The organism is Algoriphagus lutimaris (genome assembly GCF_017051705.1).
GTDB lineage: Bacteria > Bacteroidota > Bacteroidia > Cytophagales > Cyclobacteriaceae > Algoriphagus > Algoriphagus lutimaris.
Genome location: NZ_JAFIDJ010000002.1, coordinates 506,961 through 519,956 on the forward strand (window position 1 = coordinate 506,961; position 12,996 = coordinate 519,956).

Here is a 12,996-nt window from a genome sequence, read left to right on the forward strand (position 1 = left end):
TTTTTAGGGTTAAAAGTATGCTTATATAAACCAAAGTTAGAGATCAAAGTTCAGAATTAATCCATTCTCTTCGATCCAAATTAATTATCCACCCTTTCCAATTTTCTTTTTTCAGTGGAAACTTTTTCAGTTTTAAAACCAGCCAATTCTTCAAATACTTCCAAGTATTGATCTGTGACATGATCCCAATTGTATTTTTTCACCAATCCCTCACGAGCGGTCTTCCGAAAATAATCCATACGTTCTTGGCTATTTTCTGCAGCCTCGACAATATCCTTCACAGAGTCCACCGATTTTTTGAAATACCATCCATGCTTACCTTCTTGAAGCATTTCTTGGTTGAAAGGAGTATCTAATGCTAAGATCGCACATCCATACCCTAAGGCTTTCAGCATCGCAGGATTGGTACCGCCATACTCATGGCCATGGAAATAAGCATAACAATGGGTATACCAAGCAGCCAAATCAATAGGGTCTGTTACATAACCCAAAAACAACAATCGATCATCTTCAATGTTTTTCAACACCTGAGCATAATCATCTAAGTAAGGAACATCGCCTACAATCACCAGTTTTCTTTTTGAATCAGAATTCAAAAATCCTTGAATGATTAAATCGGCATTATTATCAGGAACCAGTCTACCCACAATCAGGAAGTAATCCTGAGGCTCTACTCCCCATTTCATTACCGGTGAAGGTTCCACCTCCTCTTTTGGATTAGCACCATAGGCAATCACTTTAGATTCGGCATTAAACAATTCCTTATATACCCGTTGCATTTCATCCGAATCATTGATGATTTGATCGTAATATTTGGTTGCCATTTTGGAGGCCCAGAAAAAATATCTAGATCCTAGCCCCCTCCATTTTGGCCGTAGCCATTCCAATCCATCTACATTAATCAAGGTAGCTTTTCTGAAAAATCTAGAAATCAACCCAAAGGGGCCATTCCCACTATTAACCACAAAAATCACATCCACATCCGATAGACATGCATGAATCATAGAGAAAAAAGTATGGGATAACTGAGTCAAATACTTTGACTCAATTGCTGGAGTATAGATGCATTCAATTCCATTGACATACCTAGGTTTCTCCACAAACAAGGCCTTATGGTTGTACACTCGTACGTGCACACCTTTTAAAACTAATCTCTCTCCCAGCTCTTTCACCATGGTATCATATCCCCCGTAAACGTAAGGATATCCTTTGGCACCCATGATTGCTACTTTTAGTTTTCGTTGAGATGCCTCCATAGGTGTTTTTGCATTTTTTCCTTAAATGTATTCAAATTATATTCTATCAGCACTTTACTTCTTCCAGCTTCACCAAAGCTTTTAATTTTTTCTTTATCTAGTATCAGCGTTTTTAAAGCCTCCACTCCCTTTTCCACATCCCCAATCGGAATCAAATATCCGGTTTTACCAGGTTCCACCATTTCCTCTGCTCCACCAGATTGCGTAGCGATTACGGGCTTGCCAGAAGCCATGGCCTCCAAGATTACTGTGGGAAAAGAATCAGGTAAAATAGATGGCAACATAAAAATATCTGTTGCTGCTAAAACTTCCGGAATATCCTTCCGAAACCCTAAATCACTAACGGATTCTTGCAATCCATTGTCCCTAATTACGGATTTTATTTCTTCTTGGATTGATTCATATCCAGGAAAAGGATCACCCACTAAAACAAAATGACATTGTGGATAAGTCTGCAATATACGCTTTGCAATTTCTAAAAAGAAAAGTTGGCCCTTTCCAGGATTAATCCTCCCCACCATGGTGATCACCAATTTATCCTCTGGCAAGCCTAAATCTGCTTTGGGATCTGAATAGGAAACCATGTATTCCTCATAGGGAATCCCATTGTGAATTACTTCCGGTTTGGCCACTTTTAACTTGGTCTCCCAATGCTTTTTAACTGCCTCTGAAACCACAATCGGATTTGGGGTACTGGAATCTAACACCTTTGCCAACAACTTCACCAGTGGACTTGGACCCAAAACTATTTCATGTATATGCCAAATGTGAGCAAGTTTATTTTTCTTGGCCCAATAGGCTCCAACAATCACTGCCAGGGTATTGGAATACACTAATTCAAATTGAAACTCCTGATGCAGTTGATCCAAAAATCGATAGGCTTTGTAATTTTTGGAAAATCGGTTGACCAAGCCTTTCGCATTCACATACTTCCTTCGTAAAATCCCAAGATTTTGAACTTTTACGATAAAGCCTTCAGACTCCATTAATTCACCAAGAGGACCTTCTCCAGTCATAACCACTACCGGATTCAATCCTTGATCTCTGTAAATCCTCAATACCTGAAGCAAGATTTTGCCAGAACCATACAACTCTGAACTACTTTGAAGAAAAAGTACGTTACTGCTCTTACCCATTCTTCTTAAAATAAACTCCCACTATACCCGATTTCCCAAAAGCGGAAGCAAGAGACTCCAACAAAAAAGCAACAGGTGTCAACAAGGCAACACCCAGCATTAATCCTACTGACTTCTTCTTTTTTAATGCCAAAATCAAATGGTCATTATATCCAAATAAGCTGAATAAAGCTTGAAGCATTCCCAATACTCCCAAATGAATGGAAAAGGATTTTCCTCCTACTTTCTTGTATCCAACATCCTCAAACTGTTTCACCAATCCCGATTCCTTCCAGTGGTTTAAATGTTTGGGAATATCCCAATGTAACCACTTGGTTCCTGCAATGTTTGCCTGCCAGGAATCAGTCCTTGGAACTTCAATATACAATAGACCCGTTTCAGCCAAATTCGATTCAATTAACTCCTTTACCATTGAAATAGGTGCTGGGAGATGCTCTAGTACATGGTTAAGCGTAATCAAATCAAATGGTTGATCAGTAACTTTTCCATGAGAATAAAACTCTTGTATCACTTCCACTTGATACTTATCCACAGCGAAAACTGCTCTATCTCTGGCAGTTTCAATACCAATACCATTCCAACCTAACTTTTTGGCCTCTGCTAAAAATTGCCCTTTTCCACATCCAAAGTCCAACAGCCTTTTTTTAGACGGACCAAGTAAATAATTGCCTTTATTTAAGATTATTCGAGCTTCACGAAAGATCAGCTTTTCAAATACAGATTGCCTATTATCCACTACTGCATACACTTCATCTTCATAAAGTGCATCTGAATCCAATTCGGCAGAAATAAAAGTCCACTTTACCTGACAGGTAGGGCAGTCAATAATTGAAAATTCCTCTGGTGATGAGTTAGGTTCTTGGTTGCAGACTGGACATGCAATTTGCCTCATATTCTAGGGGCAGCATTCAAAATCAAATGCTGAAAAGCTTCTATAAAATGTTGAGGGGAAAACTCTTTGCTTCGTTGAAGACCTTTTTTGATCAGTTCTTCTCGAAATGCCTTTTCCCGGCCCAAAAGTATCATTTTTTCTGCCAAATCTGATAAATCACCGGTCTTGAATGCTATTCCCGCTGATCCACTTACTTCTACTAAGGCTTCTTGATCTGAATGAATGACAGGAATCCCTTCTCGCATCGCTTCTAAAATCGGTATTCCAAAACCCTCATTTTCAGAGGGAAAAACATAGGCAAAAGCATGTTGATACAAACTCCTGATCTGGGCATCTGAAATATATCCGGGCAGAATCACACGATCTTCCAACCCTTTTTCAAGAATTAGTCTTTCTATCAAAGGAAAATCATTCATTTGGACACTTTGCCCAGGTCCTCCAGCTAGCACCAATTTGAAATCTTCTTCCTGACTTTTCAAAAATACCTCAAATGCTTCTACCAAAAGCGGTAAATTCTTTCGCTTATCAAAAGTCCCAACATGCAGAAAATAAGGAGTTCGGTCCAATGCGAATTTTTCAATCAGAAGCTGATCTACTTCCTTACTCAGACTTTTGGGGCTTTGATAAATTACATGGATCGGAAGACTAATTTCCAAATGCTTGCTCAAAGCCTGTTTAGAGTATTCTGTGGTCGTGATAATGTTTGTATCCTCTTTTAGTCCCTTTCGGATTAAGCTTAGAAAATACTTCCTCCACCAAAGCGGGTAATTTTGGGGCATCTGCCAAAAAAAAGCATCATGAATGACAGTAATTCGCTTGCAAGGTAAACTTGCAGCAGGGGAAACAAAATCAGGACAAATTAAGATATCCGGTTGAACCTTCTTGACTAAATCAGGAAGTTGAAACTCTTTCCATCGAAAGTAATCCAAATGATAATTCAGGCGCTGAAATTTGGATTCAGGATTTTTAAAAGTCTGATCAGCAGCCTGGGATTTTGGATCATGGGAAAATATCCATTCTATTTCAGGATGCGGATAGTCTACTGCAGCTTGGGCCAATTCCATCATGTAGGTCTTGATGCCTGTAGTAGCTACATTAAGATATTGTAAGTCTAAAAGTACTTTCAAAGGATTGATTTTGACTCGAATTTAGAGATTTTGGAGGAAAAAATAGTTGGGGATAACTTGATCATTTACTAAGCAGTCTCGTTACCATTCTGAATAAAGCAATAAATCGACCAAGGAGTGTCCTAGCTTTTGCTTTCAAATCCAGTAATTAACTATTTTAAATCAGCTCAAGTCTCTCCTCCAATTTCAGCCTACTATAGGCATGAACTGAATACCCTGCCATCCACCAAGTAGTCCAGGCCACATAGGTATACATTTCAGCATTGGCGGTAAACAGTGGTAACAAAAGCCCCACTTTAACCGCAGCTGCTACAAATGCTATCCGGGCATCCATCGTATTATCAGATCGATAGAAAACACGTAAACTCAAAATAACTGAGGAAGCTAGCGTCAGGATATATAACATCATGCCCAACCATCCTAATTGCACTCCATATATCAAAAACTGATTTTCTCCTCCTACACGCAGTTCATCAGATACACTCCCAGCATTCCCACTCATCGCCAATCCTATCCCAAATGGATTCCCTACCATAGAATCCAATGCCAATAACCATTCTACCACGTGACCAATACTAGAAGTATTTTCAAAAGTAAGTGTATCCACTACAAAAAAGTAGAAGTCGTCAGAAGCGAAGAAGATCACATAAATTCCGAAGGCCAACAAGCTTAAAAATCCAGCTGCAATCAACTTATACAAACCAAACACCAAAGCTAGGAAGAAGATCATCACGAAGAAGGCTCCAAATGCAGCTCGAGAAGCTGAAAACACCAAACTTCCCAAAGAGCAAATCATTACTATGATGTACAACCAGTTATATTCCTTTTTACTGGTCAAAAACCAAATTAAGCCAGCAGCAAACCCCATCAACACAGAGCTGGCCATTTCCAATGGATCTGAAAAAAAACTTGCCAATCGCTTGGTCACGGCCTGAGTTTCGAATGTCCAGGTCAATCCAAAATTTCCGGTTGGATCAATATCGTTGATGGCATGATTGTATAAAGCATATCCCGTGTATTGTTGTAGGTGTGCATTCAGCACATAATTTTCAAACAAATTGACTAGGAAAGCCCCGATGGCAATGGCAAAAATCATCTGAAATAAACCTCGAATCTCATCCTGGTTGAAGGTGGTATTCCTCCCCAAAAAGTAGACAATTCCGGGAATCAGCATCCCCTTAAAATAAAGGGCTTTATTAATAAAAGAGGCTTGTCCCAAAGGAAGAACTAAATAAATACTCCCCAAGGCCAAAAACGCCATCATAAACCAATCTACCGATTGCAATCGAAAAGAATATTCGAAGATATTCTTCCGAAAAAATATAAAGGAGAATAAAGCTAAAAGTACGATTGCTTCTTTCAACACCTGAAAAACTCCCACCAATGAGCTGGAACCAGTAGTCAGATACACCAAACTCAAGGTGGTAATATAAAAAGGAAGCAATCCGATTAGGAAATAGATAAAGTACTGCCAGTTTCCTTTAAACGCAATTTCCTGAACCACCCAGAATAGACCTGCAGCGACTATAAAGACAATTAAAATAAATAGTATCAAGGCCATTGCATTGGATTTTGTAATGGAAAATTGAAGCCATCTTTGATCCCTCTTGCCACAGATTTAAATTTCTGAAACCTACCCCGAATAAAAAAATATCCCATCCACAAGGAGAATCTAGTGATATGATAGGCAAAAGAAAAAGGTTTCTCCCATCCTGAGCAGACACTTCTTAATAGGAATAATTGATTTCTAACATGCAGATAAAATACTCGAGCACTCAACGTACCTTCTGTATGTTTTTTTTTGGAGGAAGCCCCAGCTTCATGATAAATTTTTGCTTTGGAGGTCAGCGCTATCCCATATCCATTTTCCCGAAATCTTAAGGACCATTCTACATCTTCAAAATACGCAAAATACCCCTCATTCAGTAACCCGACTTTCAGTAATGCTTCTCTTGTCACCAGCATACAGCATCCTGTGGCCCAATCCAGAGGACGATCGGCAACATGGATATTCGATAGAAATTTCCGGTCTTCTAAGGTAATTGCCCTACCCAGAAAGGAATTCCATTTTCCTCCTGCGCTCCAAACCTGGTCCTTTTCATGAAGAAAACAGATCAAGGGCTGAACCATTCCCAACTTGGAATCAGCCTGTAACTTTCGGATCATCTCTCCTAAAAAATCGGCTTCTACCTCTGTATCATTATTCAACAACATGATATGAGAATATCCATCTTCCAAAGCTTTGCTGATTCCTACATTATTACCTCCTGTAAATCCCAAGTTCTGCTCATTTTGTATCAAAAGGATATCCGGAAATGCTGCTTTCAAACGGCTTCCTTCCTGATTTCCGGATGCGTTATCTACTACAATGATTTTGTAATCAGGAAATTCAAGACATTGAAGCGATTGCAAACAGGCTTCGGTAAACTCAAACCCATTCCAGTTTACTAATACAATAGCTACCGAAGGTTCAGGTATAAAAGCCATGGATCAGTTTTCTATTATTTTGATACAACAACACCATGCAAATTAAAAAGACAATCACCTCGGTTGAAATAATGGCGATACACACCCCTACTCCCCCCATCATGGAGGTCAAAATAGTAGCCACTACGATCATATACAAACACATCATCCAAGAGGCTTTAAACAGAAGGTTTTTGAGATCTGCCACCAGCATCATAATGACGTTGGCAATGTTAAGGCAAGCCAGGAATGGGACTAAAGCTAACAATTGAAGATAAGTAACTGATTCAATCAACTCAGATCTTGAAAGTACCTGAATAGTCCAAGGTGCTGTCAAGTAGGTAGCGCCTGCCAAAAATGCTCCAAAGGCGAGCACTCTGAAATAGACACTTCTCAGAAACTTATAAAATCCGGCTTCATCACTTTTGTACAATTTGGCAGCATTCGGGTAAATCGCCTGAATGATCAATGCCGGAAACATTCTCAAAACCATCACCACGCGCTCTGCCAAAGAATACATTCCCAAGGTTTCAGCCACAGAGAAGAAACTAAGGATAATCAATCCTCCGTTGATTGAAATATGGCTGGCAAGATTACTAAAGAATAATAGAATATTATCTTTTAAGCTTTTTCGAATCGCTGAGAACTCAGGTCTATACACTCTAATCCCCATAAAAGTGTGGATATAAAAGAGCAGTAGAATATTGATGGATAACCCAAAGAATCCCATCATAAAATTCACCCACCTGCTTTGCCCTGGATTGTGAATAAATAACACGATCCCCATCAAGAAAAGCAGCTTACTAAAAATATTGGCTATACTGATCAGCTTCATTTTCTCCATTCCTTGGAAAAACCAAAGGGGGAGGGTGGCCTCTGAAAACAGCATTAAAGAGGAAAAAACCAAAATCATCTGGTATTCCTTGAATAGGTTCAGTCCAAATACTAAAATCAAAATGATTAAAGTGGCAGTGGTTGCCAACAGGATTTTGGCAGAAAACACATTGGACACCAAATGAGATAAAGCCGTCTTATCACCTTGATTGATTGCTACTTCTCTTGGAGCACTTAGATTGTACCCAAAGCCTACCAAAATATTCAACAAGATAATTACCGCAAGTGAAAGGTTTACCAACCCAAATTGATCGACCCCAATACTTTGTATAAGTAAAGGCATGCTAATAATGGAAATCAGCACATTGGAAGATTGAATAATCGCCAAAAACAAAAAATTTTGAATGGATTTGTTCCTGATAATATTGCCGATCGGAAGGAGTAATAATTTTTCAAACATGCCAGCTTTTCATTTAGCTTTCCTGCACATGCTTCTGATACAATCGGCGGAAATACACCACCAATAGGGTCAACATCCCAACAATTGCACATCCAAAAAACATTCCTTTAACCAATCGTATCTCCGTTCGCTCCAAAGGCAATCTTGGTGAATCAATAATCTGTATTAAGGGAGAGTTATTACGATGATTTACTTTTGCAATCTCCAAATTCTTTACGATTTCCTCATAAACAGCCCCAGTTGCCTGGACATCAATTTGCCTCTTTTTGCTTTCTATCGTGGCAGAACTCAACAATGGGTTCGCATTGGGGACTTTATCAGTGGCAGTGGCATAAGCACCAATACTTTCATCCAAAATAGCTCTCACGGAATCTGCCTGAGATTGTAAAATGGCTAAGTTTTCACTGGTCTTCTTTGTCTTTGTCTCCTTGTAAAACTCATTGACATTTTCTACCAAGCGCTCATTGAATACTTTGGCATACAATTCATCCTTAGAAGATACTGTTACCTGGATGATGCTCAACTTCCGATCGGGCTTGGTCACACTGAGTTGATTTTCCCGAATCAGTTTCGCTACTTCTTTGACTACCGAATCCTGAGACACCGTAAAATCTTCCCGATCAATAGAAAAATCCATGGAAGGGATATCAACTTTGGAGGCCCACTTTTTATCAATCTTTTCAAATGCTATAAAACGATCAATCAAGAGCTCATCTTCATTGAATGGACTGAGCAATGCTTCATCGAGCATTCTATCCGACCGGTACAGTTCCATGATATTATCTCCTTGAAATAAACCACTGGTACTTCCCAAAGAGCCTAAATTCACTCCTACCAAGGATGCCAATCCCGACATTTGTCCCATCCCTGCTGCATCCCCTTCTTCTAATACAAACGAGGTACTGGCATTAAAAATCGGTTTTTTAAAAATGGAAACCAGTGCTCCCAGCACCATTCCAATAATCCCCGCTAAAATCAATATTTTCCATTGCGAAAGGAAATAAGCAATCCAACTGGAAAAGTTTTGAAAAACTTCCTTTAGTGTAAATTGATTTTCCGAAAAATGCTTTCCTCCTGCCATTACCAGTTAATTTGGGATACGACCAATGCCAAGGTAGCCAAGCCAGTGGTGATTCCTACAATCTCACCCAAACGTAATGGAACCTTAGGACCTTTGGTAGGTACAATTACTTCAGCTCCTGGCTCTACTGGAGGATAATTTCTGATTCCGAAGAACCCTTTAGTTCTTTTTACAGCTCCATTGGCATATACCACATAGGTTTGCTTTTTATTGGCTCTCCGTTCAAATCCTCCTGCACCATTGATGTAATGCTTCAAACTTTTATTGGATTCATGTCTTAGAGTTGTTGGATATACCACATCCCCACGCATTCTAACGGTTTGCAAAAGCTTGGGCACCGATAAAATATCTCCTTCTTCCAGTAACAGGTCATCTTCCGAACCTGGATTCTTTACGATCGCCTCTAAATCAATAGCGACCGCTTCCGTTTCTTTGATTTTAACAGCAAACCCAGGAGTTTCCGAAGCAATTTGATCCAAAGATTCCTTTTTGTTTTGAGCCAATTGGGTATCGACTGGAGAATCCTTCTCTTTGGGAAGGTCCTTAAATAGTCTTTCCAATAATTGTTCCTGCGCTTCGGAATTATTCGGGTCAGCCAACAGTTGAAGTTTCAAATTCTCCAAATTTCTCTGTCTTCTCAGTTGTTCCGATTCAGTATTGAAAAATTCAGTTCTTCGGATCAAGGTAGCTCCTTTAGAATATGCAAATTGGTTGAGTCCTCCGGCCCGTTTCACCAAATCGGAAATTCGTTCTTCACTTGTCTGGATGGCGAAGATGCCTGGAGAATTGACCTGACCTTCTACTGCCACCAGCTTTTGCATGTTAAAATTTGCCCTCTTTCTTACAATCACCTGATCATAGGGTTGAAGTACTTCTCCATCTAGATTAAAAGACAAGTCAGCATTAACCTGGACAGGAATAATTTCAGACAAAGTCCCTAAATCCGCATCTTCTAGCCTTCTGGCTATTTCAATATCATCGGTATTGGCGGATTCTTGGAGGCCTCCTGCCATGATAATCAATTCCTCCACTTTCATCTTAGAGGAATATGGGAAAATTCCTGGCCGCTTTACTTCCCCAAGAATCTGAACATATTTTTCATTATTGATATCATAAATACTGGCAATTCTAACCACATCTTCCCGTTTCAAAGTAATATCCGTAGCTGTTCCATCCAAAATGGATTGGAGGTTTACCTGTACCATTTCCGTACTGAGATCTTCTTTGGTTCGAAGGATACTTGCCTGCTGTGTATAGGCATCTCCTCTGAGCCCTTCGGCATTCTTTATCAATTGAGAAAGGGTTAACCCATCGGTCAAAGCAAAAGTACCTTCTCTATAAACTGCCCCTTTGATTTGAACTCGATTGGAATACCTGTTTAATATTCGCTGAACGGTGATCTCATCTCCACCTTTCAATGGAAACATATTAAACTGGCTTTGGTATAAGTCAGAAACCGAACGTTGATTCCCGGTAATTCTAGAAATGGCCACCCGATCTTTAAATGCTTCATCTGTAAATCCACCTGCATATTGAAGTAAATCCTCAAAGGTATCCTCATTGGCGATTTCAAAGGTCATGGGACGCTTTACCTCTCCTTTGATTTTTGCTCTTGAAATAAATGGGGAAACCAATATCACGTCTTGATCTTGCAATTGTCTATCCAAGTCAGCCGTCCCTTTGATCAACAAATCGTAGACATCGATCTCCGCAATTTGCTTATTGTTTCTCACCAATTTGATGGCACGCATGGTACCATTGACATTAGGCCCACCTGCTGCATATAATGCATTGAAAACTGTAGAAAATGCACTTAAAGTGAAAGTACCTGGAAGTCTTACCTCTCCCAAAATATGTACTTTGATCGTACGAACATCACCCAAGGTGACTTTCAAAAAAGTAGAAGGGTTACTTCCTGTTAACCCAGTATAATACCTGGAAACTCTATTTTTAATGATTCCAGTGGCCTCATCAATACTTTTTCCAGAAACGGATACCGGCCCAATATTATCCAATAACACAAACCCATCAGGGTTTACTGTTGCTTCATAATACTGCTCAGATTCGCCGTAAATATCTACATACAACAAATCCCCTGGCCCCAAAATATAACTGCTTGGCGTAGCTTGATTCAAACTTGGCTCAAAACTCAAGTTTCTCTTTTTGTTATAAAACAAGGAGGTTCCAAAAATTTGATTTTCGGGGTCTATCTCCTCCATTTCTTCTTGTGGCTGAAAAACACCTCCTGCAATCAAATCAAAGTCTGCTTGTTTCCTTGGGTCTCTTTTGGATGCTTCCGAGGATCTTTTGAGACCTCGCTCCCCTAAGTCCAATTTCGCAATACGAGCTTTTAACTTCGTCACTTCCATGGTAGGCATTCCCCTTAACTCTGCCATTTCCAAAAATTCCTCAATGGAAAGACCTGCTTGTGCGGACCTGTTCAATAACTCCTGAATTTCAGCATCACTCATATCATCCACCTGTATTTTGGTGAAATCACTGTTTTGCTGAGCAATTACCTGTGGAGTTGCCAATCCTAGGAAGGCAAGTAAGGCAAAAAAGTACCAGAATCTTTTCTTTAAAATCATGTTATAGGCTAGCTGTACCGATCAACTTGGGTGTACGTCGAACAAATATTGACATTAAAAATCCGTGAATTTCTTATTTCTACCAAATATAGTTCCAAAAACCTACTTTCCCGAAATCCTGAATTCAGGCTATTCGGTACAATTTTGACAGATATTAATCTGAGAGCGATCCGCAAGCAATTGATTCCTAAAAATTTGATAAGCCGGGGATTTCCAAACATCCAACAAAGGTTGTTTTTTCAATTCTCCCATGACATGGCTGGCATCTTTATCAAAACAACAAGGGACTACTTTACCATCCCAAGTCACCACTGCTCCTTGCCACATCCGCCAACACTTATTTTCCAACTTTTTTTTGAGTTTCCATTTCCCATCTTTGTTGGGTAAATACCTAGAATATCCCAGATCAGAAGGAATTAACTCAGAACCATTTTCAAAGTCATAAATCTGGGTAGTTTTCAATTGCAACTCATCTACACTCATCTCCTGAGCCCATTGCTTTAATTTAGGAAGTTGATGTTCATTTTGCCCAGTCACCAAAAATTGAAGTACAATCCGAGGATACATTGAATTTGATTTCTCTCTTTCTCTTATTAGAAGGCTTAATCCTTCTTTGACTTTTTCCAAATTACCTCCCACCCGATATTGTTCATACACTTCCTGCGTGATCCCATCCATGGAAACAATCAATTGCTTGAGCCCACTTTTCAAAATTTCCTGTACGGTTTCCTCTTTCAAATAATGCGCATTAGTGGAAGTAGAAGTGAAAATCTTTTGAGAATCAGCGAATTTGACCATTTCCAAAAATCTTGGATTTAAGAATGGCTCTCCCTGGAAATATAAATGCAACCAGCTAAGATGGGCTTTGGACTGAAGGATGACTTTTTCAAACAACTGATCCTTTAGCATACCAGTAGGACGTGAAAAAGACCTTAACCCTGAAGGACACTCCGGACATCTGAGGTTACAGCTGGTCGTCGGTTCAATGGATAAGGTAGTAGGCATTCCCCATAAAATCGGCCTTCCCATGATTCTGGAAATTTGAAATGAAATTTGTAGTAAGCAATAATTCCAAACTTTCAAAAAAGTCAGGTAGTTGAGAAATGCTTTTGCTGTAATCCATTTGTTTTTCACCTTAGCAAGTAAATCAAATGCT

The 12,996-nt window shown here is 39.5% G+C and carries 10 protein-coding genes; all 10 read right to left on the reverse strand.

The features are described from left to right. Positions 1 to 80: 80 nt before the first annotated feature. Positions 81 to 1,256 (reverse strand): glycosyltransferase, encoded by a 1,176-nt coding sequence (locus JYB62_RS13030; protein WP_243431570.1) that lies wholly within the window; start codon positions 1,254 to 1,256, stop codon positions 81 to 83. Continuing rightward, positions 1,232 to 2,392 (reverse strand): glycosyltransferase family 4 protein, encoded by a 1,161-nt coding sequence (locus JYB62_RS13035; protein ID WP_205645866.1) that lies wholly within the window; start codon positions 2,390 to 2,392, stop codon positions 1,232 to 1,234. The genes JYB62_RS13030 and JYB62_RS13035 overlap by 25 nt, the downstream gene beginning before the upstream one ends. Next, positions 2,385 to 3,284, reverse strand: coding sequence for a class I SAM-dependent methyltransferase (locus tag JYB62_RS13040; protein WP_205645867.1), 900 nt, complete (start codon positions 3,282 to 3,284; stop codon positions 2,385 to 2,387). The genes JYB62_RS13035 and JYB62_RS13040 overlap by 8 nt, the downstream gene beginning before the upstream one ends. After that, positions 3,281 to 4,411, reverse strand: a complete 1,131-nt coding sequence (locus tag JYB62_RS13045; protein WP_205645868.1) for a glycosyltransferase family 4 protein — start codon at positions 4,409 to 4,411, stop codon at positions 3,281 to 3,283. Before JYB62_RS13045 ends, JYB62_RS13040 begins: the two co-directional genes overlap by 4 nt. 157 nt (positions 4,412 to 4,568) lie before the next feature. Continuing rightward, the gene (locus JYB62_RS13050) at positions 4,569 to 5,972 is read right to left on the reverse strand and encodes an O-antigen ligase domain-containing protein (RefSeq protein WP_205645869.1); all 1,404 of its coding nucleotides are present in this window, start codon (positions 5,970 to 5,972) and stop codon (positions 4,569 to 4,571) included. Further along, positions 5,963 to 6,898 carry a glycosyltransferase family 2 protein gene (locus tag JYB62_RS13055; protein ID WP_205645870.1) on the reverse strand — a complete coding sequence of 312 codons (936 nt, stop codon included), beginning with the start codon at positions 6,896 to 6,898 and terminating at the stop codon, positions 5,963 to 5,965. The genes JYB62_RS13050 and JYB62_RS13055 overlap by 10 nt, the downstream gene beginning before the upstream one ends. Further along, positions 6,882 to 8,171: an oligosaccharide flippase family protein gene (locus tag JYB62_RS13060; protein WP_205645871.1), complete on the reverse strand. Its 1,290-nt coding sequence runs from the start codon at positions 8,169 to 8,171 to the stop codon at positions 6,882 to 6,884. Before JYB62_RS13060 ends, JYB62_RS13055 begins: the two co-directional genes overlap by 17 nt. A gap of 13 nt (positions 8,172 to 8,184) precedes the next feature. After that, positions 8,185 to 9,252, reverse strand: coding sequence for a GumC domain-containing protein (locus tag JYB62_RS13065; protein ID WP_205645872.1), 1,068 nt, complete (start codon positions 9,250 to 9,252; stop codon positions 8,185 to 8,187). Beyond that, positions 9,252 to 11,840 (reverse strand): SLBB domain-containing protein, encoded by a 2,589-nt coding sequence (locus JYB62_RS13070; protein WP_205645873.1) that lies wholly within the window; start codon positions 11,838 to 11,840, stop codon positions 9,252 to 9,254. The genes JYB62_RS13065 and JYB62_RS13070 overlap by 1 nt, the downstream gene beginning before the upstream one ends. Before the next feature lie 129 nt (positions 11,841 to 11,969). Continuing rightward, positions 11,970 to 12,974, reverse strand: coding sequence for a radical SAM/SPASM domain-containing protein (locus JYB62_RS13075; RefSeq protein WP_205645874.1), 1,005 nt, complete (start codon positions 12,972 to 12,974; stop codon positions 11,970 to 11,972). Positions 12,975 to 12,996: the final 22 nt, after the last annotated feature.